The following is a 26,189-nucleotide window of genomic DNA, read 5'->3' as shown; positions in this document are numbered from 1 at the left end:
CGGCGCCGTCTCCTTCCGGCGAGAGAAGTATATCGAGTACGGGGGACCGGACGGCGGCGACGGCGGCCGGGGCGGCGACGTCTGGATCGAGGCGGTGGACGGCCTCAACACCCTGATCGACTACCGCTATCAGCAGCATTTCAAGGCCGAGACCGGCGAGCACGGCATGGGCCGCAACCGCCATGGCCACGCCGGCGCCGATGTGGTGCTGAAGGTTCCCGTCGGCACCCAGGTGCTGGACGAAGACAAGGAAACCCTGATCGCCGATATGGACCAGGCCGGCCAGCGCCTGCTGCTGCTGAAAGGCGGCAACGGTGGCTGGGGCAATGACAGGTTCAAGGGGCCGATCAACCAGGCGCCAAGGCACGCCAATCCCGGCCAGGACGGCGAGGAACGCTGGATCTGGCTGCGGCTGAAGCTGATCGCCGATGTGGGCCTGGTCGGCCTGCCCAATGCGGGCAAGTCGACCTTCCTGGCGGCGGTGTCAGCGGCCAAGCCGAAGATCGCCGACTATCCCTTCACCACGCTGGCCCCCAATCTCGGTGTGGTCGATCTCTCCACCAATGAGCGCTTTGTCATCGCCGACATCCCGGGCCTGATCGAAGGCGCCTCGGAGGGCGCGGGCCTTGGCACCCGCTTCCTCGGCCATGTGGAACGCACCGCCGTCCTGATCCACCTCGTCGACGCCACCCAGGACGATGTGGCCGAGGCCTATCGGACGATCCGTCAGGAGCTCACCGCCTATGGCGAGGGCCTGGAGGACAAGCGCGAGATCCTGGCCCTGAACAAGGTCGACGCCCTGGATGACGAGACCCGCGCCGCCAAGGCCGCCGAACTGACGGCGGCCGCCGGCCACGCCCCGGCCCTGATCTCCGGGGTGTCCGGCGAAGGGGTGACCGAGGTGCTACGGGCCGCCTGGGGCCAGGTCCGCGAGCGCCGGGCCGAGGAAAAGGCTGCGGTCGCCGGCCCTGATGAGGGCTGGACCCCGTGACCGAACTCGCCCTGGCGCGCCGCATCGTGGTCAAGGTGGGCTCGGCCCTGCTGGTCGGCGCCGACGGGGCGCCCGACCGCGCGTGGCTGAACGCCCTGGCTGTGGATATCGCCCGGCTGCGCGCCCGGGGACAGCAAACCCTCGTGGTGTCGTCGGGCGCCGTGGCCCTGGGCCGCCGGCGCCTGGGCCTCACCCGCCGGGCCCTGACCCTGCCGGAGAAGCAGGCCGCCGCCGCCGCGGGCCAGTCGGCCCTGATGCGCGCCTGGGAGGAAGCCCTGGAGCCCCACGGGCTGTCGGCCGCGCAGATCCTGCTCACCCGGGACGACACCGAGGTCCGCCGACGGTGGCTGAACGCCCGCGCCACGGTGGAGACCCTTCTGGAGCTGGGGATCGTGCCTGTCATCAATGAGAATGACACGGTGGTCACCGAGGAGATTCGCTATGGCGACAATGATCGCCTGGCCGCCCGGGTGGCCCAGATGATCGGCGCTGACGCCCTTGTCCTGCTATCGGACATCGATGGCCTTTACACCGCCGACCCGCGCCGGGACCCGGCCGCCGTCCACATTCCGCGCCTGTCGCAGCTGACTCCGGAGGTCGAGGCCATGGCCGGGGGCGCCAACGCCGGAGCCGGGGTCGGCACGGGCGGCATGGCCACCAAGCTTGCGGCGGCCCGCATCGCCCAGTCGGCGGGCTGCGCCACCTTCATCACCCTGGGATCGCGCCCCGCTCCCCTGGGAGCGGTCGAGGACGGCGCCCGGGCCACGATCATCGAGCCCGCCGTCACCCCGGGCGCGGCCTATAAGGCCTGGATCGCAGGATCCCTCGCCCCGGCCGGGTCGATTCTGGTGGATGCGGGCGCGGCCCAGGCCCTGCAGGCCGGCAAAAGCCTGCTGGCCGCAGGGGTCCGCGGAATAGAGGGCCGCTTTGGCAAGGGTGACGCCGTCTGTGTCCGCCTGGGGGATGGAACCGAGATCGCCCGAGGGTTGACCCGATACGACGCCATCGAGGCCGAACGCATCTGTGGCCTGCGTTCCGACGCCATTGAAGGGGTGCTGGGCTATACGTCCGGCCCCGTCATCCACGCCGATGACCTGGCGGTGCTGGTCCCCGCCCCGGCCTGAGGTCGGGATCTTCGGCCAACCGATGAATTGCCGGACCTTCGAAAGGGGCCTAGGTAAGCCTCATCCTGAGCATAACTGACGGATCGTGATGATGGACGGGGCGAGGCCCGGCAAGGACCAGGACGCGAAGGACCAGGGCGACGAGTGTCTCGCCGCGCTCACCCCCGGCATGGTCATCCCCTATGGGGGAGACCGGCTGGCCCGGGTCAGTCCGGAACTGGCCGGCGCCTTCCGGCCCGGCGACCAACTGATTGTCCTGCAGGACTCCGGGACCCTGTTGCATGTGCCTGCCGCGCAGAAGGCGATCGCCGCCGACGCCGTCGGGCGCGCCCAGACCGCCTTCGCCCGCATGGGCGAAGTCAGCGACGACCAGATCACCGCCTTCTTCGACGCCTTCGCCGATCGCCTGGCCGACGAGGCCGCCTGGACCGCCATCGCCCAGGCCAACGCCGCCGACGTCGCGCGCGCTCAGCAGAAGGGGCGTTCCACCACACGCCTGGCCGTCAGCCCCGCCATGCGCGCCGATATGATCGCGGGCCTCAGGGCCTGGCGTGACTCGGCCCCGGCCCGTGGTCGTGTGATCGAGGCCATCGACCATCCCGGCTGGCGGGTTGAACAGCTCTCCGCAGCCCTGGGGGTGGTGGCCTTTGTCTTTGAGGGCCGGCCAAACGTGTTCGCCGACGCCACCGGCGTTCTGCGCGCCGGCAACAGCGTCGTCTTCCGCATCGGCTCCGACGCCCTGGGCACCGCCCGGGCCATCGTGGCCGAGGCCCTGGACCCGGCTATCGCTGCGGCGGGCCTGCCGCCGGGCTCAGCCGTGCTGGTGGATTCGGCCGAGCACGCGGCCGGCTGGGCCATGTTTGGCGACCCCCGCCTGGGCTTGGCGGTGGCCAGGGGATCGGGCCCCGCCGTGACACAGCTGGGCGGTATCGCCCGTCAGGCTGGCGTGCCCGTCAGCCTGCATGGGACCGGCGGCGCCTGGATGGCGGCCGACGCCAGCGCCGACCCTGAACGCCTGTTTGCAGCGGTCTTCCATTCCCTGGACCGCAAGGTCTGCAACACATTGAACGTCTTTTGCGCCACCCGTGATGGCGCTGAGGCCCTGATCCCGGTCTTTCTGGCCGCGCTGGATCAGGCCGGGGCGCGAGGCGGCCACGGGGTCAAACTGCATGTGGTCGAGGGCGACGAGGGTGTCCTGCCGCCGGAGTGGCGCACAGCCCAGGTCCAGGTCTCCCGCGCCGGGGGTGTGAAGGCCGAGCCCAAGGTTGAAATCCTGCCCCTGTCCGAACTGGGCCGGGAGTGGGAGTGGGAGCAGACCCCGGAAGTCACGCTCAAGGTGGTGGCCGATCTCGAGGAAGCCGTCCGCCTGTTCAATCGCTATAGCCCGCAGTTCGCCGCGAGCCTGATCAGCACCGATCCGGACGCCCATGCGCGGTTCTACGCCACCATCAACGCCCCCTTTGTGGGCGACGGCTTCACCCGTTGGGTCGATGGCCAGTACGCCCTGAACAAGCCCGAGCTTGGTCTCTCCAACTGGGAGTTTGGCCGCCTGTTCGCCCGCGGCGGCGTCCTGGCCGGGGACGGGGTCTTCACCGTGCGGGCGCGCGTGAGCCAGAGCGATATCCATCTCGACCGCGGCGGGGCGCCCACCCCCGCCCGCCGCGCCTGATCACAGGCCTTGCCAATGTGGTTTGCAGGTCCTGCCCGCCGACTGCCCGCCGCCGGCAGGCCAGGCGCCCTGCGCCTCGGGTTTCATCTGGAGCCTGGGATGCGGGTGGGTCTGTTCGGCGGCTCCTTCAATCCCGCCCATGAAGGCCACGCCCATGTGGCCGAGACCGCCCGCCGTCGCCTGGGGCTCGACCTGGTGATCTGGCTGGTTTCGCCGCAGAATCCGCTGAAGCCCGCCCATGAGACCGCCGCGCTCAGCGCGCGGATGGCAGGCGCTCAGGCCTTCGCCCGCCAGCGGGGCATGGCCGTCTCTGACGCCGAGACCCGCCTGGGCTCCCGTTACACCATCGACACTGTGCGCGCCCTCAAGGCGCGGTTCCCGGGCGTCGACTTCGTCTGGATCATGGGGGCTGACAGCCTGGCCACCTTCCACCGCTGGCGAGGCTGGACCCAGATCATGGCGGAGACGCCGGTGGCGGTGGTCTCCCGGCCCTGGATCTCGCTGAAGAGCCGAAGCGCCCCGGCCGCCCGGCGTTTCGCCCGCTATCGTGTGTCCTCAGCCCAGGCCCGCCAACTCCCAGGCCTGTCGCCGCCGGCCTGGGTGTTCCTGCGCGGGCCGCTGAACTTCCAGTCCTCCACGGCCCTGCGGGAGCGGATGCGCCGCAGCGATCTGTGACTTTACGCAAGGCCCCTGACCGGGCCGCGTATTCGTGCTATGGTCGTCTTCGCGTGGACTTTAGAGGAGTTTCCCGCTGAATAGTGAAGCCGCGCAGCGCGCGCAGGAGACCGCCGGCCCCGCCGTCGGATCCTCGGACGTCCAGGCCCGAATCGAGGCCCTGGAACAACTTATTCTGAGCCGCCTCGACGAGGATCAGGCTCAGGATGTCGTGGTCATTGACCTGACGGGCAAGAGTGCGGTGGCCGATGGCCTTATCGTGGCTTCTGGCCGTTCGCAGCGGCATGTCGGCGCGATCGCCGACCATCTGTTGCGCGCCCTGAAGGAGCACGGCTACGGCCGCGCCCGGGTGGAGGGTATGCCCCATTGTGACTGGGTGCTGATCGATACCGGCGACATCATCGTCCACCTGTTCCGTCCCGAAGTCCGCACCTTCTACAATATCGAGAAGATCTGGTCGCTGGACGCCTCGGGTCACGCCGTCCCCACCTCCTGACGGGGCGGACTTGCGAGTCCAGATCCTCGCGGTCGGCCGGCTGAGCCGGTCGCCAGAGACCGACCTCGTACGCCTCTATGTCGACCGCGCCACGGCGGCGGGCCGGGCCCTGGGTCTTGGACCTGTGGACGTGGTGGAGGTCGAGAGCCGAAAGCCGGGCAAGGCGGCTGAAGCTGAGGTTCTGCGCCCCCACTTCAAGGACGCCCATGCGCTGGTCTGCGATGAGCATGGCCAGGGACGAACCTCGCGAGCCTTCGCTGAGGAGATCGCCCGCCTGCGCGACGACGGAACACGGCGCCTGCTGCTGGTGATCGGCGGCGCTGACGGGCTTGATCGCGACCTGATGGCCCAGGCCCAGGGGCGGATGGCCTTCGGCCCCCAGACCTGGCCCCACGCCCTGGCCCGGGTCATGCTGGCCGAGCAGGTCTATCGCGCCGTCACCATCCTGGGCGGAGCTCCCTATCACCGTGACTGACGCTGCGCGCCTCGACCCCGGCCGGCGCCGGATCGTCGCCCTGGCCGCCCTCGCCATTGGCCTGGTCAGCGCGGGTCTTGTGGCCATGGCGGCGCCGTCAGGCCTCAGACTAGACACCCTCGACGCCCGCGAGCAGGCCCTGAACGCCGAACGGGGTGAAAATGACAACCAGCTCGCCCGGCTCCTGTCGGTGTTGCAGCAGTTGCGCCGCGATCCGCCCCCGGCCCTGCTGGTGAAGCCCGGCGACGCCCGGGACGCGGTCCGCGCCGCGATCCTGGTGAAGGCCATGACCCCTGAGCTGCAGCGGCGGGCGATGGTCTACGCTGCGGAGGCCACCGACCTCGCCCGACAACGGCGGTTGGCCGCAGTGGCCAGCGAAAGCCTGTTCACCGCCGAGAGCCAGCAAGCCGAGGAAAGGCCCACGCCCGAAGCCATCGACCCCCGAGGCGCGGCCCTGCGGGGCTATGCCGCAGCCCCGGCCGAGGACCTGTTCGAAGGACCGCTAAGGGCGCCCGACACCCTGCTCTACCCGGCCGAGGGACCGGTCACCCACCGGTTTGGCGAGACCCTGCACGGCTCGGCCCGACGCCAGGGGCTCACCATCCTCACCGCCCGGGGCGCCCGTGTGCAAAGTCCAGGCGCCGGGCTTGTTCAGTATGTCGGACCCGTGCGGGGATGGGGCGTCATCTTGATCTTAAGGATGAGCGGCGGATACCATCTGGTTCTGGCGGGTCTGGATCGCGTGAGCGTCGAGGTTGGTCAGACCGTCGCGGCGGGAGTCCCGGTGGGCTGGATGGCCGATCAGGGAACCGCCCCATCGGAGCTCTATCTCGAGGTTCGGGAGAAGGGCGCCCCGGTGGACCCGGCGCGCTGGATGAGAAAAGAAGCGGGCTGACCCGCTCGTGGGGATAGCGAACGCGTAGGCGGCATGAAATCGCCGCAAAGGGAGCCTTTGGCTAGGGCCTATGAAGCAGTATCTGATGATCGGCGCGGCGGCCTTCGTCCTTGGGGCAGGCTCCATGGCCTATGTGAGCCAGCAGGCCCAGGCCTCAGCCCAGCAGCCACGGGCCCAGACCTACCGGATGCTCGAGCTATTCGGGGACGTCCTCGATACGGTGGAGCGTCAGTACGTCACCGACGTCGATCAGAAGAAGCTGATCGAGTCCGCCATTGACGGCATGCTCACCTCGCTGGACCCCCATTCGGGTTATCTGAACCGCGAGAGCTTCGATGAGATGCGCGACCAGACCCGTGGCGCCTATGGCGGACTGGGCATCGAGGTCACCAGCGAAGACGGCGTCGTCAAGGTCATCTCGCCGATGGACGGCACGCCAGCCTACAAGGCCGGGATCAAGGCCGGCGACTATATCACCGCCGTGAACGGGGCCAGCGTCCTGGGCATGAGCGTCAGCGACGCGGTCAAGCAGATGCGCGGCAAGCCCGGCGAGGCGGTGATCCTGAGCATCGCCCGGGAAAAAAGCGAGCCATTCGACGTGGAGATCATCCGCGAGGTCATTGAGCCCAAGTCGGCCGTGGCCCGAATGGAGGGGGACTATGGCTTCCTCCGCGTCTCGGCGTTCAATGAACGCACCACCGATGAAGCTGAGCGTGTCTTCACCGCCCTGAGGGCCGCCAACCCGCAGATGAAGGGCCTGATCCTGGATCTTCGCAATAATCCCGGCGGCCTGCTCGACCAGGCGGTGGGCCTGTCGGATCTGTTCCTGGAGGGGGGCGAGATCGTCTCCCAGCGGGGCCGCAACGCCCGCGACGTGGAACGTTACAATGCTCGCCCCGGAGACATGGCTCAGGGTCTGCCGATCGTGGTGCTGATCAACACCGGCTCGGCCTCGGCTGCGGAGATCGTCGCCGGCGCCCTGCAGGATCGCAAACGCGCCGAACTCGTCGGCCTGACGAGCTTTGGCAAGGGCTCTGTCCAGACGGTCATTCCCCTGCGGGGCGGCATGGACGGCGCGCTGAAGCTGACCACGGCCCGCTACTACACCCCCTCGGGACGCTCCATCCAGCAGACCGGCATCGAACCGGACCTGGAGGTCGCCGCCAGCCGGGCCGAGGCCCAGGCCATCGCCAATCGCGCCTTCCAGTTCAGCGAGGCCTCCCTGCGCAACGCCCTGACCGCCGGCGAGGGCCAGGCCCGCCGCGGCGCCCACCAGCCAGCCGAGACGCCGCCGGAATCCTTTGACGAAGACAAGGATTTCCAGCTGGCCCGCGCCCAGGACGTACTGAAGTACGGCTCTGTGGCGGCGACGCCGAAACTGCCCAAACCTGATGCGCGACTGGCCGAGGTGATCAACGGCGCGACCCGGGACAAAGTGGCCACGGCGCCTAAGGCGAACTGATCAAGAGGCTGCGACGCCTGGTCGCCGCAGCCTCGACCTTAAGGCGTTCGTTAACCATGTTCGCGCAGAACCGGGGTCAGGCTGGTCTGAAGGATGAGGTTCGGCGAGCCATGGCGAAATTCTCGAAAAAGAGCCTGACGCCCGCGGTGGCGACAGCGCAGGCCGCCGCGCCGGGCGCCCTGGGGCATCTGCGGGCCGCGCTTGGCAATCCCTATATCAGCGCCGGCGGCGCGGCCCTCCTGTTCCTGCTCACCCTCACGGCGCTTGTCCTGATCATCGGCGATCCCAAGGCCGGCGCGCCACTCATTCGACTGCCCCTGGCCCAGGCCGTTGTGGCGGCCGCGCCCCCTGGCTGGCGTGAGGCGCTCACCGCCGATGGCGCCGGTCCCGGTGTCGTCGAGGAGATCTTCGACCTGTCCGAAACCCCGCTGGAGGACAATCCCACCCTGGGCGAGGCGGTCATCACCCTGCCCGGCGCCCAGGCCGCCCGCCGCGTCCAACCGCTGCCGCCTGCGCCGATTGCGGGCCTGCATAGCCCAGGCCCCAACGGCCCGCTGCCGGTGATCGCCCCCAGTGGCCGAACGCCCGCCCAGGCCTATGCCCGTCCTTTTCAGGCCAATGGCAAGCCCAAGGTCAGCCTGATCCTCGGGGGCCTTGGCCTCAACAGCCGCGCCACCCGTGAGGCCATCGAAACCCTGCCCGGCGAGATCACCCTGTCCTTCGTACCCTATGCCGAAGGCCTGCAGGGCTGGATCGATCTCGCCCGGGAACACGGCCACGAGGTCCTCCTGGAAACCCCCATGGAGCCTGTGGACTACCCGGAGAACGACCCCGGCCCCTATACGCTGCTGGCCAGTTCCGGCCCCGCCGAGACCACCCGACGCTTGGAGTGGCTGTTGTCGCGGGCCAGCGGCTATTTCGGCCTGACCAACTATCTGGGCTCACGGTTCCTCAATTCCGACCCGGCCATGGTCGCCTTCACCGGCGTTCTGCGAACCCGGGGCCTGGCCTTTATCGATGATGGCCAGGCGGCCGGCCGTGGCCTTGGCGTTCCACGGGCCTCGGCGGGCCGGATCGTTGACGAGCAGCTATCGGGTGAGGCCATCGACGCCGAACTCCTGGCTCTGGAGGCGCAGGCTCTGCAGAATGGTCAGGCCCTCGGTTCGGGCTTCGCCTATCCCCTGACCATCGCTCAGGTGGCTCAGTGGGCCCAGAGCGTCGAGTCTCGCGGCTATCAGTTGGCGCCAGCCTCGGCCTTGACCCGCCGATGAACTCTGAAAGCGATCTCCCGAGCCATCTTGCGCCCTACCGCCCCAATGTGGGGGTGGCGCTGTTTCGGCCGGACGGTCTGGTCTGGATTGGCCGGCGCGCCGGAACGCCCGGGCCCTACAACTGGCAATTCCCGCAAGGGGGCGTCGATGCGGGCGAGGACCTGGCGGCCGCGGCGCTTCGTGAGCTGGCCGAGGAAACCGGCGTGCGCTCGGTCACCCTGTTAGGGCGGACGGACGGCTGGCTGACCTACGACTTTCCCCCGGAGCACGCTGGGTCTCCCATTGGCCGGGCCTGGAAAGGTCAGAGACAGGTCTGGTTCGCCCTGCGATTTGACGGCGACGAGAGCGAGATCAACCTGGAAGGCCACCTCCCCGCCGAATTCGACAGCTGGCGCTGGGGATATCTGTCCGAAACCCCCCAAATCGTGGCGCCCTTCAAGCAGGCCATATACAGACAGGTTGTCGACGCCTTCGCGGTCTTCGCCGCCGGCTGAGGCCGCCCATCCGACTCGAGGAGTAACATGGCCGCACCCGTAATCATGGTGCACGGCGCCTTCTGTGGTGACTGGACATTCGACGCCCTGCAGGCCCCCTTCCAGGCGGCCGGCCACCAGGTGATCTGCCCGGCCCTCCGAGGACACGGCTCGCAGGATGGAACCGGAAGCGTCGTCGGGGTCTCGATGCTCGACTACGCCGCCGATATCGCCGAGCTGTGCCGCGCTCAGACCGAGCCGCCGGTCCTGGTGGGCCACTCCATGGGGGGATTAGTCAGTCTCCTGGCCGCCCAAAGGGCCCCCGTGGCGGGACTGGTGCTTTTGGCGCCTTCGCCCCCCTGGGGGGTGGCCGGCTGGTCCCTGGAGGAGGGCGTCACGGCCTTTGGTCTGCATCTGCTAGGGCCTTTCTGGAGTCAGGCCGTATCCCCAGACCGCAACCTCATGCTGCGATACAGCCTCGACCGACTACCCGAAGGCGCCAGGCGACCCATCCTGGAGCGGCTGCGCCCTGAGAGCGGGCGCGCCCTGTGGGAGACGCTGAACTGGTGGCTGGATCCGATGATGACCACCAGTCTCGGGGTGGCCCGAGCCACGACGCCGGCCCTGGTGATGGTGGGCGCCCGGGATGTGGTCCACCCGCCGGCCACCGCCCGTCTGACGGCCGAGCGGATTGGCGCACAGCTACAGTTATTGCCGGAGATGAGCCACTGGTTGCCCGGCGAGCCGGGCTGGGAGGCTGTCGCGGACCAGGCCCTGACCTGGATCCAGAAGGAAACCGCCGCCTAGCTTGGCCCGCTCAAGGTGAGCTGGCCAAGCCGACCGGTCGGTCAGGTCCTCAGAAGGTGCGTTCGCTGAACAGCAGGGTCGCCTGATCGTAGCGACGGTCCAGAGGCGTATCATCGGGGTTCTTGAGCTGGACGAACACCAGGCCGGTGGACTCCACCTCCGTATAGTGCTCCCAGGCCAGGGTGATCCGCTTGACGTTGTCAGGGCCGACGAGGAAGTCGTTTCGCTGCAGGCGAAGGCGCGGATTCTGCAGGAAGGCCCAGGTGTTCAGCGCCTCGACGATCGGATCCTCGCCACCGACAGCGTAGTTGATCTGGACGTTGCAGACGTTATCGTTCGCGCCCTTTGGCAGGACAGAGATCGTGTAGTTGCGGTCGCCCCCCAGACCCATCTGGTAACTGCCCGACCGTCGATCGCGGCGCATGCCCAGGTCACGGGCCACCTCTTCGACGGTCTTGCCCTGCTGCACCATGGGCAGGCAGGCCCGGGTCAGAATGGAGAGAACAGCGGCCCCATCGCCCGTGGTGGGCAGGGTCGGAGGCGGCTCTGGCGCCACGGTCGGCGCGGCGGGGGGCGCGTCCGGAGCGGCGCTGGCGGCGGGCATGACCGGAGCTTCAGGCGCAGGCTCGGCGGCGTCCTGGGCGAGCGCTGGTCCCGACAGACCGGCGATCAGGATGAGGCTGGCGATAACTGTGCGCATGAGTGTTTTCCCTGACTTGATGCTCCTATCGGAGCTTGTCGGCATCACACTAAAGCCCAGCGGTCACTGCAACCCCTGTCGCGCCCCTTTTCCGGCGTTGTCGCGGTTCTGATCGCCGCGAAGGCGTCAGATCGCGGCGGGGGCGGCATGCTCCGCAAGGATGGTGAGGCCGCTGGCGGTGACGTCGGCGAAGCCGCCCTTCACCTCATAGACGGTCTCACGTCCCTCGTTGCGCACGATCACCCGACCCTCGCGCAGGGTGGCCATGAAGGGGGCGTGGCCGGCCAGGACCCCGAAGTCGCCTTCGGTTCCCGGCGCGTCCACCTGGTCGACCAGACCGGAATAGAGCTCCCGCTCCGGGGAGACGAGGGAGAAGTGCAGCTTGTCCGCCATGATCCTCAGGCTTCCGACGCGAGCTTCTCGGCCTTGGCCACCGCATCCTCGATGGTGCCGACATTGTAGAAGGCCGGCTCAGGCAGGTGGTCGTACTCGCCTTCGCAGAGCGCCTTGAACGAGCGGATGGTGTCTTCCAGGCTCACGAAGATGCCGGGCGTGTTGGTGAACTGCTCGGCCACGTGGAAGGGCTGGGACAGGAAGCGCTGGATCTTCCGGGCGCGGGCGACGATCAGCTTGTCCTCTTCCGACAGCTCATCCATGCCCAGGATGGCGATGATGTCCTTCAGCGCCTTGTACTGCTGCAGGATTTCCTGGACGCGACGGGCCACGGCGTAGTGCTCCTCGCCGATCACCAGGGGGTCCATGATCCGCGAGGTGGAGTCCAGCGGATCCACGGCCGGGAAGATGGCCTGGGCGGCGATGTCGCGGCTCAGCACGGTGGTGGCGTCAAGGTGGGCGAAGGAGGTGGCCGGGGCCGGGTCGGTCAGGTCATCGGCGGGCACGTAGATAGCCTGGACCGAGGTGATCGACCCCTTGTTGGTGGAGGTGATGCGTTCCTGCAGATTGCCCATCTCGGTGGCGAGCGTCGGCTGATAGCCCACGGCCGAGGGGATGCGGCCCAGCAGAGCCGACACTTCCGAGCCCGCCTGGGTGAAGCGGAAGATGTTGTCGATGAAGAGCAGCACGTCCTTGCCCTCTTCGTCGCGGAAGTACTCCGCCTGGGCCAGGCCGGTCAGAGCGACCCGGGCGCGGGCGCCGGGGGGCTCGTTCATCTGGCCATAGACCAGGGCGCAACGGGAGTCGCCGCCGCCGCCGGGCTGGTTCACGCCGGACTCGATCATCTCGTGATAGAGGTCGTTGCCCTCGCGGGTGCGCTCACCCACGCCGGCCAGAACCGAGTAGCCGCCGTAGGCCTTGGCGATGTTGTTGATCAGCTCCTGCATGGTCACGGTCTTGCCCACGCCGGCGCCGCCGAACAGGCCGATCTTGCCGCCCTTGGTGTAGGGGCAGAGCAGGTCGATGACCTTAATGCCAGTGACCAGAATCTCGGCCGAAGTCGACTGCTCGGCGAAGGAGGGCGCCTCCCGGTGGATGACGCTGGTCATGGTCGAGTTGATCGGACCGCCTTCATCGATCGGCGCGCCGATGACGTTCATGATCCGGCCCAGCGTGCCAGGACCCACCGGAACGGTGATGCCGGCGCCGGTGTCAGCCACCGGCTGGCCACGGGTCAAGCCCTCGGTGGTGTCCATGGCGATGGTGCGGACGGTGTTCTCACCCAGGTGCTGAGCGACTTCCAACACCAGGCGGAAGGGCTCGCCGGTCCGCTGATCGGTATTGGTGGTTTCCAGGGCGTTCAGGATCGAGGGCAGATGGCCGACGAATTCCACGTCGACGACGGCGCCGATGATCTGGACGATCTTGCCCGTCGCCACGGCGGCGCCCAGGACAGGGGTGGATGCGGCCGCGCCAGCGGCGGCCTTCTTGGCGGGCGCCTTGCGGGCCGGGGCCTTGGCGGGCGCCGCAGCGTCCGCAGCCACGGTGGCGGCCGGCTTTTTGGCGGGAGCCTTCGGGGTCGTAGCCATGGTGCTGTTCTCTTGCTCTAGATCGCTTCGGCGCCGGAGATGATCTCGATCAGCTCCTTCGTGATCTGCGCCTGACGGGTGCGGTTATATTGCAGGGTGAGGCTGGCGATCATATCGCCGGCGTTGCGGGTCGCGTTGTCCATCGCCGTCATCTGGGCGGCGTAGAAGCCGGCCTGATTCTCGAGCATGGCCGAGAAGAGCTGGATGGTCAGGTTCCGCGGAAGCAGGGTCTCGAGAATCGCTTCTTCGGACGGTTCGTATTCGTAGACCGCGCCCTTCAGGTCCACCGCCGGCGCATCGACCACCACCTCGGCGGGGATCAGGCGGCGGGCCGTGGGAACCTGGCTGACCACGGACTGGAAGCGGCTGTAGACCAGGGTGACCACATCGACTTCGCCCGCCTCGAACATGGCGGTGACCCGATCAGCGACCGCCTGGGCCACATCCATGGAGGGCGAGCCCCCGGCGTCAATGGTCTCGACGATCTTGTCGCTATGCAGGCGACGGAGCTGATCACGGGCCTTCTTGCCCACCACGAGCAGCTTCACCTCCTTGTCAGCAGCCCGAAGGGTGCTGATCCGCTCACGGGCGGCGCGAACGATGGAGGTGTTGAAGCCGCCGGCGAGGCCCCGGTCGGAGGTGGCGACCACGAGCAGGTGACGCTCGTCGCGGCCCGTGCCGGCCAGCAGGCGCGGCGCGGATTCCCCGCTAACGCCCTGGGCGAGGTTGGCGATCACCGAGGCCATTCGCTCGGCGTAGGGTCGCGCGCTCTGGGCGGCGTCCTGCGCACGACGAAGCTTGGCCGCGGCGACCATTTGCATCGCTTTCGTGATCTTCTGCGTGGCTTTCACGCTTCCGATCCGATTGCGCATCTCCTTGAGGCTGGCCATCCCTTGGGTCCTGGCCGGGCTTAGGCGAAGGTCTTGGTGAAGGCGTCGAGCGCGCTCTTCAATTCGGCTTCGAGGTCGGCCTTCAGGTCCTTCTTGGTGCGGATGGCGTCCAGCAGACCCTGGTGCTTGCCATGGAGATAGCTGAGCAGTTCGGTCTCATAGCGGCTGACATCGGCCACGGCGACGCCGTCGATATAGCCGCGGGTGCCGGCATAGATCACGCAGACCTGTTCTTCGACCTGCTGGGGCGCGTACTGGGGCTGCTTCAGCAGTTCGGTCAGGCGGGCGCCGCGGGCCAGCATGCGCTGGGTGGTGGCGTCCAGGTCGGAGCCGAACTTGGCGAAGGCGGCCATTTCCCGGTACTGGGCCAGTTCGCCCTTGATGGGGCCCGAGGCGGTCTTCATGGCCTTGATCTGGGCCGACGAGCCCACGCGGCTGACGCTGATGCCGACGTTCACGGCCGGCCGGATGCCCTGGAAGAACAGGTCGGTCTCAAGGAAGATCTGGCCATCGGTGATCGAGATCACATTGGTCGGGATATAGGCCGAGACGTCATTGGCCTGGGTCTCGATGATCGGCAGGGCGGTCAGGGAGCCCGAACCATTGTCCTCGTTCAGCTTGGCCGCGCGCTCCAGCAGGCGGCTATGCAGATAGAAGACGTCGCCCGGATAGGCTTCGCGGCCCGGCGGGCGGCGCAGCAGCAGGGACATCTGGCGATAGGCGACGGCCTGCTTGGACAGGTCGTCATAGATGATCACGGCATGCATGCCGTTGTCGCGGAACCACTCGCCCATGGCGCAGCCGGCGAAGGGCGCCAGGAACTGCAGGGGAGCCGGTTCCGACGCCGTGGCGGCCACGACAATGGTGTATTCCAGGGCGCCGCGCTCTTCGAGGGTCTTGACGATCTGGGCGACAGTCGAGCGCTTCTGACCGATGGCCACATAGATGCAGTAGAGCTTCTGTCCCTCGTCGCCAGAGGCGTTGACGGCCTTCTGGTTCAGGATGGTGTCGATGGCCACGGCGGTCTTGCCGGTCTGACGGTCGCCAATGATCAGCTCGCGCTGGCCGCGGCCGACGGGGATCAGGGCGTCAATGGCCTTGAGGCCGGTCTGCACCGGCTCGTGCACCGACTTGCGCGGGATGATGCCCGGCGCCTTGACGTCGGCGCGGCGGCGCTCGGTGGAAACGATCGGACCCTTGCCGTCGATGGGTTCGCCCAGGGGGTTGACCACGCGGCCGAGCAGACCCTTGCCCACCGGCACGTCCACGATCTCGCCGAGGCGACGGACTTCGTCGCCCTCGCCGATGGCGCGGTCGTCGCCGAAGATCACGACGCCGACATTGTCGCGCTCCAGGTTCAGGGCCATGCCCTTCACGCCGGCCTTGGGGAACTCGACCATTTCGCCCGCCTGGACGTTGTCGAGGCCGAAGACCCGGGCGATGCCGTCGCCGACGGAGAGCACTTGACCGACGTCGGAGACGTCAGCCTCTTCGCCGAAATTGGCGATCTGCGACTTGAGGATGGCCGAAATCTCGGCGGCGCGGATGTCCATGGTCTTACGCTCTCTTGAGGGCGAATTTCAGCGAGTCGAGCTTCGTACCCAGCGAAGCGTCGAACAGACGGGAGCCGACCCGAACCTTGATGCCGCCAAGAATGGACGGATCAACCTGGGTCTCAATTTCGGGGTCCTTGCCGAGCGCCTGGCGCAGGGCGGCGGCGACGCCCTGGGCCTGAGCTGGCGTCAGCGGCAGGGCGGTGGTCACATGGGCCGACACGACGCCGCGGCGTTCCGCCGACAGCGCCTGATAGGCGGTGATCACCGAAGTCAGGGCCGAGGCCCGGCCATTGGCCGAGATCAGGCCCAGAAACTTGATGGTGGTCGGATCAAACCCGGCCGTGCGCGCCACAGCCAGAAGACCCTTGGCCTTATCCTGAGCATTGAAGGCCGGGGAGGCCAGCAGGGTGCGCAGATCGCGGCTGTCGGCCATCATCGCCTTCAGCGATTTCAGGTCCGCCTCCACGGCCGCAATCTTATTCTCGTCGTTCGCGAGGTCGAACAGGGCCTGGGCGTATCTGCCCCCCACATTCGAAGTCCTGGAATCGTCCGCCACTATATGTCCGCCCGGTGCGTGTCAAAAGCCGTTACGAAGGGATCTTCGTTCCAGCTAAAGGCTTGAAAGCGCTAGAAAAAGCACGTCGCCGAAGATGGAGGTCCGCCCCCCGGCCCTAAGCCGCGCGCCTGATAGCACGCGATTTTAGGCGCCGCAACCAAACCAGCGCCTGGGATTCCCGCCATTTCATCTAAGCGGCGCCTGAAACCTCCAGCCGGCGGAGCACCGCCGAGCCGGTCAGGGCCAAGGCGCCGTCGGCCCGCAGCACCCGACCATGGGCGAAAATGAGGGTCCGTGTCGCCCGCTCAATTGAGGCCTCCAGGGTGACGGCGTCGCCAGGCTGCAAGGACGCGCCATAGTCGAGGGTCAGGGAGACCAGGGCCACAGCTTCGCCGGTCACGGCCAATAGAGCGGTTTCGATCAAGACCGCCCCCGCCCCGGGGCCAGACGGAAAGACGCCTGTCGTACAGACCGGATCAACAGCTGAGGCCGGCAGGGGAGAGGCTGGGAGAGACGCGGTTGGATGAGCAGGGTTCATGGCCGCGGTCCTTTAAGGCTCCGGGCGGAAAAGAAAAGGGCGCCGGAGTTTCCGGCGCCCAAGTTTGACAGGCTCGACACTTAGGCGGCTGGGAGGCTCATCCTAGGGATTGGCGGCCTGCATCTGGGGCCGAGCCGCGGCGTTGCAGGCCTCCAGGCGCTCAGCGTCATAGGCGCGCGCGCCGGATTCGAAGGCGGTCACCGGCCCATACTTGCTGGCGACGTCCTTGCAGGTGGCCGGAACATAGGTGCGCGTATTGGCGGCGTTGGCGATGCAGGCCTCGCCCTCGCACCAGAACACCGCACCGCCGGCGACCAGGCGGCTTCGTTCAGCCACGGGCTGTTCGAGCTTGGCTGTGACCTGGTGTTGCGCGGCGGCCTGGCCAGCCAAGGCAAGGGTCAGGAAGGCCGCGGCGGCGGCCAGGGGAATACGGATCATCATTGTCTTAACTCCGGCATAGGGGAGGAATCGGCGCGGGCAGGACGCCGGCCCGCCCGAACGACCTGCGATATCCCCTCGCGGACCCCTCGAACTAAGCAACGCTAAGATAACAGCGTTAAGATCGACCGCAACCGCGATTTGCGTAGAACCGGTATGCAGGTTTGATGGGGCCCGGGATGACCGGCCCCGGAAACGCCCCGTTCATCGCCCATCAATCCTGTCGCGCCTCTTGTGGTCATCGGATAAACAGACCCGCCCACGGGGCGGACGCGCTCCTTAAGAACGAACGGCTGGGATCACGATGGCCAATTCGCAACCGCCACGATCGCAGCGGCCCTCTGGCCGGGCCAGGCGCACGCCGGCCCAGGCCGCCCTGTACTGGACAGCGGTCCTGTCGGTCTGGGGCCTGATCTTCGTGGCCGCCTTCTTCGCGGTGTTCGCCGTCGACCTTCCTGACACCTCCAAGCTGTTCGAGGTGGAGCGTCAGCCCTCGATCTCCTATCTGGACCGTTCGGGCGCCCTGGTGGCGGTGCGCGGGTCGCAATACGCCCCGCCGGTGGACCTCGACACCCTGCCCGACCATGTGCCCAAGGCGTTCATCGCCATCGAGGACCGGTGGTTCTACTGGCACCCCGGCTTCAATCCCTGGGGCATCATCCGCTCGCAGGTCTACAATATGACCAATGATGGCGGCCCCCTGCGCGGCGGCTCGACCATCACTCAGCAGCTGGCCCGCAACCTGTTCCTGACCCCGGCTCAGACCTATCGGCGGAAGGCTCAGGAACTGATCCTGGCCGTCTGGCTGGAAATGAAGTTCTCCAAGAAGGAGATTCTCGAACTCTATCTGAACCGGGTCTATTTCGGCGGCGGCGCCTATGGGATCGAGGCCGCCTCCCAGCGCTATTTCAACAAGCCCGCCCCGCAGCTGACCATTGGGGAGTCCGCCCTGCTCGCCGGCATGATGAAGGGTCCCTCGCGCTACAGCCCCGTCTCAGCCACCGACCGCGCCGCCCGGCGGGCGACCATCGTGCTCGACGAGATGGTTCGCCTGAAGGCGATCACCCCAGAACAGCGCACCGAGGCGTTCAACAATCCCGTGCGGGTCAATCCCACCCTCGCCAACCAGCGCGCCCAGTACTTCGTCGACTGGATCGACGACGAGGTCCGCGGTCTGGTGGGCGAGCCGACCGACGACCTGGTGGTCGAGACCACCCTCGACCTGCCCATCCAGACCGCCGCCGAGCAGGCGATCCGCCGCGGCGTCGCCGCCGGCGCCGATCAGGGGATCGGCCAGGGCGCTCTGGTGGCTCTGGATGGGGAAGGCCGGGTGCGCGCCTATGTGGGCGGCGCCGACTATGCGGAGAGCCAGTTTGACCGGGCCGCCATGGCCAGGCGTCAGGCCGGATCGGCCTTCAAGCCCTTCGTCTATCTGACGGCGATGGAACAGGGGCGGACCCCCAATGTGCGCATGGTCGACGAGCCGCTGCGGATCGGCGACTGGGAGCCCCGCAACTATAATGGCGAATTCCGCGGCGAGATGAGCCTGGAACAGGCCCTGGCCCAATCCACCAACACGGTCGCGGCGCGGCTGGCCAATGAGGTGGGCACAGGCAATGTGGCCGCCACCGCCCGGCGCCTGGGCATCACCGGCAAGATTCAACTCGATCCGTCGATGGCCCTGGGCGCGGTGGAGGTCAGCCCCCTGCAGATGGCCCAGGCCTACGCCCCCTTCGCCAATGGCGGCTTCAAGGCCCAGGGCTATGGGATCGAGCGGATCCGCACCGCTGATGGCCGGGTGCTCTATGACCACAGCGTGGACAAGCCCCAGCGCCAGTCGGTGATCGGCTCGCCCGCCCTGCAGTATATGAACCAGATGATGCGGGGCGTCGTGACCAACGGCACGGGCACGGCGGCGCGGGTGCCCAATTATGACCTGGCGGGAAAGACCGGAACCACCAACGACTATCGCGACGCCTGGTTCGTTGGCTACACCGGGGGCTTCGTCGCCGCCGTCTGGGTGGGAAAGGACGACAATTCCACCATGCGCCGGGTCGCCGGCGGCGGCGCGCCGGCGCGGATCTGGAAGGACTTCATGGGGGCGGCCCTGCCGCGCCTGAACGCCCAGCCTATTCCCGGCGGAACCATCGAGGCGCCGGCGGCGACCCCGGTCGCTGATCCCATCGGCGACTTGCTGGACGGCGTCGGGAGCATGATCGGCGCTGGCCCGCCGCAGCCTGCGGCCCCAAGCAGCCCCGCCGAGCCGGAGTCGATCCCTTATTGAGCCGCGTCGTCGGCGCCCACAGCGTGCAGCCGCGCCCCATGAGTCCGCAGCCAGGCCCGATGGGGGGTGGGATCGCCCACCAGCCCGCGAACAAGCGCCCAGAACTGCGGGCCATGATTGAGTTCGCGTAGGTGGGCGCACTCATGGGCGGCCACATAGTCGGCCACCGCAAGGGGGGCCAGGGCCAGCCGCCAGGAATAGCGGATCACCGCAGAACGACCCGGCGACGCCGGCTTGCACGAGCCCCAACGGGATCGCGCATCAGTGAGCGCAATCTGCGGCATGGGGGCGCCCAGGACCTGGACGTGGGTCTGGGTCAGGGCCGTCAGCCCCTCCAGGGCTCGACGCCGAAGCAGTCTCTGGGCTGAGCGGGCGAAGATCGCCCCCTCCCCCGGCGCCGACAGCCGAACCGGCAGGGCGTCTTCCGCCGGCAGGAAGCGGGCGCGCCCCTCGCCCTGGATCAGGCGCACCGCCTCCCCCAGGACCAGAAGCTCGACCCCCGGCGCCAGGGGCTGGGCCGTCGGCAGTTCGTCCAGGCGGGCGCTGATCCAGTCGATCCGGTCCCGCGCGAAGGCGGCGGCCTCCCCCAGGCGCCGGGGGGAGGGGGCGGTGGCCACCACCTCACGTCGGCTGCGGTCAAGGCGCAGAGATATGCGCCGCGCCCGGGGGTGAACTTTCAGGCGAATGACGGCGCCGGCGATCTCGATCCGGTCGCCGTCAGCGAAGATGCGGCCAAAGGGACTCATGCCCCTCCAGATTTACGGGCGGTCGGCCGTCTTGTGAAAGCGGCTTTCGTGCAGGGCGATGAACTCCCGCACCCGGGGATAGATCTCGTCGCGGAAACGCCGGCCGTTGAACACCCCGTAGTGGCCCACATGGGGCTGGATGTAGTCGGCCTTCAGCTCGCCAGGCAGGTTGGCGCAGAGGTCATGGGCCGCCTGGGTCTGACCGATACCGGAGATGTCGTCGTTCTCTCCTTCCACCGTGAGCAGGCCGATATCCTTGATCTTGCCCGGGTCGACCTGTCGGCCACGATGGACGAGCTCGCCCTTGGGCAACAGGTGGCGCTGGAACACATAGTCCACCGTCTGGAGGTAGAACTCCTCCGTCAGGTCGAGGACCGAGAGGTACTCGTCATAGAATTCCAGGTGCTTATCGGCGGAGTCCCCATCATCGGCCATCAGATGGTCGAGATATTTCAGGTGGGCTTCCTTGTGCCGGTCCAGGTTCATCGACATGAACGAATAGAGCTGGACGAAGCCCGGATAGACCCGGCGGCCCATCCCCGGATAGGGCGGCGGGGCGGTGTAGATCATGTTGGAGGCGAACCAGGCGAAGGGCCGCTCCTCCGCCAACTGGTTGGTCACCGTCGGCGAGAACCGCGCATCAATGGGCGAGCCCATATAGGTCATGGAGGCCGGGCGGGCGTCATCGCCGTCCTCGGCCATCAGGCTCACCGCCGCGAGCACCGGCGGGCCAGGCTGGCAGACCGCCACCACATGGGCGCGGGGACCAACCACCTGCAACATCTGGCGCACATGGTCGACATAATCATGGAAGTCGAAGCGGCCCTCGAGCACGGGCACTGAGCGCGCATTCTCCCACTCGGTCACATAGACCTCGTGATCCTGCAAAAAGGCCTGCACCGTGCCCCGCAACAGGGTGGCGTAGTGGCCTGAGAGCGGAGCGACGATCAGCACGCTGGGCTGAGGCCCCCGGCGCCCGGCGCGTCGAAGTCCGCTGGGGTCCCGGCTGAAGTGGGTGAGCTTGACCCATGGCGAGCTCCACACGGTCTTGGGGGTCACCGCCACGGACTCGCCGCCGATGGCGACGGAATCGATCCCCCATTCCGGCCGCCGGTAGCGCCGGGTGATGTTCGAGAACAGGTCAGCGGTGGCGTAGATACGTCGGCCAAGCTCGGTGTTCCGGGCCGGATTAAGCGGCGAACTCCACAGGTCGCGGGTCAGCAGCGCCGTCATGCGAAGGGGCGCTGCGCCATAATAACTGGTTTCGTGCAGGGTATAGAGCATCTGCGAGGGTCCTTGTGCACCGCAACATATCACGCGGAGCCTTAACGGAGTCCAGCCTTGGCCGTTCCAACGGACGGGTCCAGCCGCGACCAGCGGTCACACCCGTGCGCCCGATTCAGCCTTCCTGCATCGCGGTGCGGATCAGCCGCGCCATCTCGTCGGGAGACATGCCGTAGGCGAGCACCCGATTGAACCGCCCCTGAGGGTCCATCAGATAGGCCGCCGTCGAATGGTCGATGGTGTAGTCGGGTCCCTCGCCGGACTTGCGGTAATAGACATAGTAGGACTTGGCCACCTGCTCGATCTGGGCCGGCGTGCCCGTCAGGCCGATGACGCCATCTGGAAAGGCGTCCAGGCTGAGATAGGTTTTCAGCTGCTCAGGGGTGTCCCGCTCGGGGTCCACCGAGATGAAGACCGTCTGGAGGTCCGCCCCCCGGGGACCCAGCTGATCCTGGGCCGCGGCCACCGACTGCAGGGTCGATGGGCAGATGTCGGGACAATAGGTGAAGCCGAAGAAGACCACGCTCCAGCGGCCCTCCAGAATCGACTGGTCCACCGTGCGACCATCCTGATCCACCAGTTCGAAGGGACCGCCCACATTGGCCTGACCCTGAGCGCCGCCGACCGGGGCGTCGGTCCGCCAGAACAGAGCCAACCCGGCGGCGAGACCCAGTATCGCCACCAGGGCGATGATGATCAGCGAACGTTTCGACATGAGCGAAGCCTTGATCAGGAATGAGCGATCTTTGTTTGGGGCTCGCCAGAACCGCCGATCTCGGTGATCCTGCCTGAGCCATGGCCCTCAAGAACGACGGATCGGCGGGCCTGAAGGACCCCTTGGGTCTCGATAGGCAAAGCACCGCCCTGCTGCAAGGTGAGCTCGCCTGGGACGAAGCCGTCCTGGGGCAGGGCCGGCTGCGGATTCGCTCTGTGGTCACCCTGCGCTGGGCCCTGGTCATCTGCGAGGCCACGGCTCTGACCCTGGCGGCGACGGTCTTCGCCCTTCCGGCTCCCTACGCCATCTGCTTTGGCCTGGTGGGTCTGGCCGCCTGGGTCAACCTGCTGGTGGGTATCGCCACCCCGGGGCAGCGCCTGCTGCACCCGACGGAGGCCACCCTGCAACTGGGCTTCGACATCCTGCGGGTGGCCGGCCTCGTCGCCCTGACCGGGGGAGTCATCAACCCCTTCATCGCGCTGATCGGGCCGCCCCTGGTGTTGGCGGCCGCGACCCTTTCCCTGCGCGCCACCGCCATCCTCGGCGCCCTGGCGGTCGGCGCGGTCGCCGCCGTGAGCATATTCGCCCACCCCCTTCCCGGCGCGGACAGCCTGCTGTCGGCGCCCCCCCTCGGATACCGGCTGGCCACCGCCGTAGCCCTGCTGCTCGCCCTGGCCCTCAGCGCCGCCTTTGTCCGTGAGGCCGCCCAGGAGACCGCCCGGCGGGCCCTAGCTCTGGATGTCACCCAGGCGGTCTTGGCCCGGGAGCGGCGACTCTCGGCCCTGGGAGGTCTCGCGGCGTCAGCCGCCCACGAGCTGGGCACGCCCCTGGCCACCATCGCCATTGTCGCCAAGGAGATGGCCCGGGAGGCGCCGACGCCGCAGGTCCGCGAGGACGCCGACCTGCTCATGGCCCAGGCCCAGCGGTGCCGGGAAATCCTCGCCCGCCTCACCGAGACCCCCGCCGCCTCCGACGAGATGCACGAGCGCATGAGCCTGCTGCAGCTCCTGCAGGAGGTCATCGAGCCTCACCGGGACGTCAAGGGCGTGCGCCTGGAGGCCATCGTCACTGGGGCGCCCGGCGCCCGCAAGCCCGGGGTCCGGCGCATGCCCGAGGTGATCCACGCCATCTCCTCATTCGTGGAGAACGCTGTGGACTTCGCCGACTCCGAAGTCCTGGTCACCGCCCGCTTCGACGCCGACACCATCTCACTGGAGGTTCGCGACGACGGCGCCGGTATTGCGCCGGAAATTCTGGCCCGTCTGGGCGAGCCCTATGTCACGAGCCGTCCGGGCGCCGAGGGCTCCCGCACAGGCCATGTGGGCATGGGATTGGGCTTCTTCATCTCCAAAACCCTGTTGGAGCGGACCGGCGCCCGGGTGGTCTTCCAGAACGGTCGCCCCCGCGGCGCAGTGGTGTCGGTGCGCTGGCCCCGCGCCCGCATCGAGGCGAGTCAGGAATAGCCACCTCGTCGCGCCCCTTGCGGACCCGGCCCGGCGCACGCCAGTATGAATACACGCACGGAGGGAGGCCCGCACGCGCGGGTGGCGGAATGAACGACCTTAGCACCCAGATCGAGGGCCTGGCCGACAAGAGCCTGCTGCTCCTCGACGACGACACCGCCCTGCGAACACGACTGGGTCGCGCCCTGGAAGGACGGGGTTTCGAGCCCGTGCTCGCCGCCAGCGTCACCGAGGCCCTGGCCGCGGTGAAGGTCTATCCCCCCGCCTTCGCGGTGCTCGATATGCGCCTGGAGGATGGCACGGGGTTGAAGGTGGTGGAGGCCGTTCGCGAGGCCCGCCCTGACGCCAAGATCATCATGCTGACCGGCTATGGCAATATCGCCACCGCCGTGGCGGCGGTGAAGGCCGGCGCGGTGGACTACCTGTCCAAGCCCGCCGACGCCGATGATGTGGCCCGGGCGTTGCTGGCCCTCCCCGGCGACGTCGCCGCTCCGCCGGACAATCCCATGAGCGCTGATCGGGTGCGCTGGGAGCATATCCAGCGCGTTTATGAACTGTGCGGCCACAATGTCTCAGAAACCGCCCGCCGGTTGAACATGCACCGGCGCACCCTGCAGCGCATCCTGGCCAAGCGCGCGCCCCGCTGAGGGCTCAGAGACTGAGCGCCGATCCCGCGCGCAGGGCCGCCAGACGCCCGAAGGCCACCGTCAGCGCCTTGCGCCGCGCCCCGGCCAGGCTCGCCACCGGCGCCTCGCGCACCACCGCCCCGCCAAAGGCGTCGGCCACGATCAGGCCCGGGTCCTCAGGCAGGATGTCCTTGGGAAACTCCGGCGCGACAGCGAAGGCGAAAGCGTCGCAATAGGGCGCATATTCCCGCCATTTGAGGTCGGTTCGGAAGTCTTCCAGGCTCGACTTCACCTCGACGATGAACAGATCGCCGCGCCGCCCCAGGGCCATGAGATCAGCCCGGCGTCCATTGGGCAGGCACACCTCTGTCAGCGGCGCATAGCCCAGCGCCGCCAGCAGCCGCGCCGCGCCCCGGGTCACCGCCTGGGTGATCTGCGGCCGCGAGGCCGGCGCGCAGGTGGTGAGAACCAGATCCATGCCGCCACCATGTTCGGCCTTCGTTCTCAGCGCAAGAGGCCGGCGGTCAGCGGACCTGTTGCGGGAATTCCAGCTTGGAGGTGTCGTAGCCGAGTTGACGGATGCGGGCGATGGCCTGGCTGCGGACGGCGGCGCTCAGCTGGGGGGCTTTCGACAGCAGCCAGACATAGTTGCCCCCGGGCGTCCCCATGATCAGCCAGCCGTCGTCGGCGCCGTGGTCGAGGATCCAGTATTCCTGGTTCATCACCCCGCCAAAGAAGCTGAGCTTGAACTTGGCGTTCTTGACCGGATCCACCGGCGTGGCGTTGGCCTTCCATTCCTTCTTCGGTCCGTCCGGCGTCCCGCGGCGACAGGTCTGGACCACGGAATATCCTGCCCCGGTCCGGGTCCAGTCGGCGGTGGCGGCCTCACAGGCCTTCTGCATGGCGTTGGGGGTGCGGGCCACCTCGTACCAGCGGCCGGTCATCTTGGTCAGCTCGACCTTGTTGGCGGGCTCGGGCGCCGCCGCCGCGGCCAGGCTCGGCAGGGCGCTCAGCAGGCCTGCGCAAGCCAGGCTGAGGACGAAGGGGCGGAGACGGGTGTGTGAAAGGCTCGGCATGGGCGAACCCTATGAAAACATTGCGCCGGGAACAAGGACGCCCGCCGGGGTCGCCGGCGGGCGTCGCCATGTCGCTTGAGGACGAGGCCGCTATTCGGCGGCGATGGTCACCGGCTTAAGGGCCCGCTCCTTGAAGTTGATGGCCTGCAGATAGACGATGCCCTCCTCGGCGATGTCGTCGCCGACCATACGGTCGCCTTCGTTCTTCAACTCATCCATGTCCACATACATGCCGTAGAAGGCCCGCGTGCGGTCGGTGATGATGCCGGCGTTGAGCAGGGTCTTGATCAACACCCGGAAGATGTTGGTCGACTCCTTCATGTCCTCGCGGCGGGCCTCGTCGGTGGCCAGCAGCTGGATCTCCTCAAGCACCTTGTCAGGGTCGAGACCGAACTCCTCATAGAGGTCGCGCTGCTCGCTGGGGGACACCAGGTTGAACAGAAGCACCTGGAAGCAGTGGGCCGCCCAGTCCTCGATGATCTCGTGTTCCTGCGGGCTCAGCTTCGGGATGGTCCGGTCGGCCCAGATCTTCCCGAACTTGTGGTGGAAGGCCTCGTCGGTCATCACCAGCTGCATCAGCTTGCGGCCCAGCGGGTCGTTGAGCTTCTGGTAGAAGGTGGCGAAGGCGCCCATGGCGAGGCCCTCCACCAGCATCTGCATGCCGATGATCTTCTTATAGACCTCCGGGGACCCGATGATGTCCACCAGAAGGTCCTGCAGCACCTTGCTGCACTCCACCGGCCGGCCCCAGCGGGCCTTGAGGTATTTGGCGAAGGCCGTGACGTGGCGGGCCTCTTCGCGGGTCTGGTTGGCGGCGTATTCCTGGGCGCCCTGATCCAGCAGCACGTGGCAGAGGCTGGCCGACAGGTTCAACGCGCCCTGCTCGCCGTGCAGGATTGAGGAAAAGGACCGCAGCAGCGACTTGTTGATGAACTGGGCCCGCAGGCTCGGGGTGTTCAAGTGCTTGCTGACATATTCGGTCTGCAGGGCGACGTTC

At 67.8% G+C, this 26,189-nt stretch carries 28 protein-coding genes; 14 read left to right on the top strand and 14 right to left on the bottom strand.

Features of this window, described 5'->3' with window-relative positions:
* The 11 genes from obgE to Q7V15_RS13195 form a co-directional block, all read left to right on the top strand.
* On the top strand, positions 1–991 hold a 991-nt coding region (gene obgE / locus Q7V15_RS13245; protein WP_304756169.1), incomplete at its 5' end, for a GTPase ObgE.
* A complete protein-coding gene (proB, locus tag Q7V15_RS13240) occupies positions 979–2,115 on the top strand; it encodes a glutamate 5-kinase (protein ID WP_370689817.1) in 1,137 nt (378 codons plus the stop codon). The genes obgE and proB, both read left to right, overlap by 13 nt.
* 88 nt (positions 2,116–2,203) lie before the next feature.
* Positions 2,204–3,784, top strand: coding sequence for an aldehyde dehydrogenase family protein (locus Q7V15_RS13235; protein ID WP_304756167.1), 1,581 nt, complete (start codon positions 2,204–2,206; stop codon positions 3,782–3,784).
* A 15-nt stretch (positions 3,785–3,799) separates the two neighbouring features.
* The gene (locus Q7V15_RS13230; protein ID WP_304756165.1) at positions 3,800–4,459 is read left to right on the top strand and encodes a nicotinate-nucleotide adenylyltransferase; all 660 of its coding nucleotides are present in this window, start codon (positions 3,800–3,802) and stop codon (positions 4,457–4,459) included.
* 151 nt (positions 4,460–4,610) lie between these two features.
* Entirely contained in the window at positions 4,611–4,955 is a 345-nt protein-coding gene (gene rsfS, locus Q7V15_RS13225; protein ID WP_370689816.1) for a ribosome silencing factor, read from the top strand.
* A 10-nt stretch (positions 4,956–4,965) separates the two neighbouring features.
* Positions 4,966–5,430, top strand: a complete 465-nt coding sequence (rlmH, locus tag Q7V15_RS13220) for a 23S rRNA (pseudouridine(1915)-N(3))-methyltransferase RlmH (RefSeq protein WP_304756164.1) — start codon at positions 4,966–4,968, stop codon at positions 5,428–5,430.
* Positions 5,423–6,325 carry a murein hydrolase activator EnvC gene (locus tag Q7V15_RS13215; RefSeq protein ID WP_304756162.1) on the top strand — a complete coding sequence of 301 codons (903 nt, stop codon included), beginning with the start codon at positions 5,423–5,425 and terminating at the stop codon, positions 6,323–6,325. Before rlmH ends, Q7V15_RS13215 begins: the two co-directional genes overlap by 8 nt.
* Positions 6,326–6,395: 70 nt before the next feature.
* The gene (locus tag Q7V15_RS13210; protein WP_304756161.1) at positions 6,396–7,787 is read left to right on the top strand and encodes a S41 family peptidase; all 1,392 of its coding nucleotides are present in this window, start codon (positions 6,396–6,398) and stop codon (positions 7,785–7,787) included.
* Positions 7,788–7,897: 110 nt separating this feature from the next.
* Positions 7,898–9,058: a divergent polysaccharide deacetylase family protein gene (locus Q7V15_RS13205; protein ID WP_370689815.1), complete on the top strand. Its 1,161-nt coding sequence runs from the start codon at positions 7,898–7,900 to the stop codon at positions 9,056–9,058.
* Positions 9,055–9,552 (top strand): RNA pyrophosphohydrolase, encoded by a 498-nt coding sequence (locus tag Q7V15_RS13200; RefSeq protein ID WP_304756158.1) that lies wholly within the window; start codon positions 9,055–9,057, stop codon positions 9,550–9,552. The genes Q7V15_RS13205 and Q7V15_RS13200 overlap by 4 nt, the downstream gene beginning before the upstream one ends.
* A 27-nt stretch (positions 9,553–9,579) precedes the next feature.
* Positions 9,580–10,338, top strand: a complete 759-nt coding sequence (locus Q7V15_RS13195; RefSeq protein WP_304756157.1) for an alpha/beta fold hydrolase — start codon at positions 9,580–9,582, stop codon at positions 10,336–10,338.
* Positions 10,339–10,387: 49 nt separating this feature from the next.
* On the opposite strand, the gene Q7V15_RS13190 is transcribed toward Q7V15_RS13195, so the two are convergent.
* The 8 genes from Q7V15_RS13190 to Q7V15_RS13155 form a co-directional block, all read right to left on the bottom strand.
* Positions 10,388–11,038 (bottom strand): hypothetical protein, encoded by a 651-nt coding sequence (locus Q7V15_RS13190; RefSeq protein WP_304756156.1) that lies wholly within the window; start codon positions 11,036–11,038, stop codon positions 10,388–10,390.
* A 126-nt stretch (positions 11,039–11,164) separates the two neighbouring features.
* Positions 11,165–11,431, bottom strand: coding sequence for an ATP synthase F1 subunit epsilon (locus tag Q7V15_RS13185; RefSeq protein ID WP_304756155.1), 267 nt, complete (start codon positions 11,429–11,431; stop codon positions 11,165–11,167).
* A gap of 5 nt (positions 11,432–11,436) precedes the next feature.
* The gene (gene atpD / locus Q7V15_RS13180) at positions 11,437–13,020 is read right to left on the bottom strand and encodes a F0F1 ATP synthase subunit beta (RefSeq protein ID WP_304756154.1); all 1,584 of its coding nucleotides are present in this window, start codon (positions 13,018–13,020) and stop codon (positions 11,437–11,439) included.
* A 17-nt stretch (positions 13,021–13,037) separates the two neighbouring features.
* Entirely contained in the window at positions 13,038–13,910 is an 873-nt protein-coding gene (locus Q7V15_RS13175) for a F0F1 ATP synthase subunit gamma (protein WP_304756153.1), read from the bottom strand.
* Positions 13,911–13,930: 20 nt separating this feature from the next.
* Entirely contained in the window at positions 13,931–15,463 is a 1,533-nt protein-coding gene (atpA, locus tag Q7V15_RS13170; protein WP_304756152.1) for a F0F1 ATP synthase subunit alpha, read from the bottom strand.
* Positions 15,464–15,467: 4 nt separating this feature from the next.
* Positions 15,468–16,022, bottom strand: a complete 555-nt coding sequence (locus tag Q7V15_RS13165) for a F0F1 ATP synthase subunit delta (RefSeq protein WP_304756151.1) — start codon at positions 16,020–16,022, stop codon at positions 15,468–15,470.
* Positions 16,023–16,212: 190 nt separating this feature from the next.
* Complete coding sequence (locus Q7V15_RS13160) at positions 16,213–16,446, bottom strand: hotdog domain-containing protein (RefSeq protein ID WP_304756150.1); 234 nt, start codon at positions 16,444–16,446, stop codon at positions 16,213–16,215.
* 216 nt (positions 16,447–16,662) lie between these two features.
* The gene (locus Q7V15_RS13155) at positions 16,663–17,001 is read right to left on the bottom strand and encodes a hypothetical protein (protein ID WP_304756148.1); all 339 of its coding nucleotides are present in this window, start codon (positions 16,999–17,001) and stop codon (positions 16,663–16,665) included.
* 301 nt (positions 17,002–17,302) lie between these two features.
* On the opposite strand from Q7V15_RS13155, the gene Q7V15_RS13150 reads away from it, so the two are divergent.
* Positions 17,303–19,282, top strand: coding sequence for a transglycosylase domain-containing protein (locus Q7V15_RS13150; protein WP_304756147.1), 1,980 nt, complete (start codon positions 17,303–17,305; stop codon positions 19,280–19,282).
* Here Q7V15_RS13150 and Q7V15_RS13145 read toward each other — a convergent pair.
* The 3 genes from Q7V15_RS13145 to Q7V15_RS13135 form a co-directional block, all read right to left on the bottom strand.
* Complete coding sequence (locus Q7V15_RS13145; RefSeq protein WP_304756146.1) at positions 19,276–20,028, bottom strand: M48 family metallopeptidase; 753 nt, start codon at positions 20,026–20,028, stop codon at positions 19,276–19,278. The genes Q7V15_RS13150 and Q7V15_RS13145 overlap by 7 nt on opposite strands.
* A gap of 12 nt (positions 20,029–20,040) precedes the next feature.
* On the bottom strand, positions 20,041–21,312 hold the full coding sequence (locus Q7V15_RS13140) for a polyhydroxyalkanoate depolymerase (protein WP_304756144.1): 1,272 nt from the start codon (positions 21,310–21,312) through the stop codon (positions 20,041–20,043).
* Between the two features lie 115 nt (positions 21,313–21,427).
* Entirely contained in the window at positions 21,428–22,027 is a 600-nt protein-coding gene (locus Q7V15_RS13135) for an SCO family protein (RefSeq protein ID WP_304756143.1), read from the bottom strand.
* A gap of 80 nt (positions 22,028–22,107) precedes the next feature.
* On the opposite strand from Q7V15_RS13135, the gene Q7V15_RS13130 reads away from it, so the two are divergent.
* Positions 22,108–23,490 (top strand): ActS/PrrB/RegB family redox-sensitive histidine kinase, encoded by a 1,383-nt coding sequence (locus Q7V15_RS13130; RefSeq protein WP_304756142.1) that lies wholly within the window; start codon positions 22,108–22,110, stop codon positions 23,488–23,490.
* An 89-nt stretch (positions 23,491–23,579) separates the two neighbouring features.
* A complete protein-coding gene (locus Q7V15_RS13125; RefSeq protein WP_304756141.1) occupies positions 23,580–24,137 on the top strand; it encodes an ActR/PrrA/RegA family redox response regulator transcription factor in 558 nt (185 codons plus the stop codon).
* Positions 24,138–24,141: 4 nt separating this feature from the next.
* On the opposite strand, the gene mmcB is transcribed toward Q7V15_RS13125, so the two are convergent.
* The 3 genes from mmcB to Q7V15_RS13110 form a co-directional block, all read right to left on the bottom strand.
* Positions 24,142–24,594, bottom strand: a complete 453-nt coding sequence (gene mmcB / locus Q7V15_RS13120; protein WP_304756140.1) for a DNA repair putative endonuclease MmcB — start codon at positions 24,592–24,594, stop codon at positions 24,142–24,144.
* 46 nt (positions 24,595–24,640) lie between these two features.
* Positions 24,641–25,192, bottom strand: coding sequence for a lipocalin family protein (locus Q7V15_RS13115; protein WP_304756139.1), 552 nt, complete (start codon positions 25,190–25,192; stop codon positions 24,641–24,643).
* A 90-nt stretch (positions 25,193–25,282) separates the two neighbouring features.
* A partial coding sequence (locus Q7V15_RS13110) for a ferritin-like domain-containing protein (protein ID WP_304756138.1) occupies positions 25,283–26,189 on the bottom strand: 907 nt, incomplete at its 5' end.

Origin of the sequence: Phenylobacterium sp. (genome assembly GCF_030651755.1) — a bacterium.
In the GTDB taxonomy this organism is placed as follows: Bacteria; Pseudomonadota; Alphaproteobacteria; order Caulobacterales; family Caulobacteraceae; genus Phenylobacterium.
This window is presented reverse-complemented; position numbering and strand designations above follow the sequence as displayed.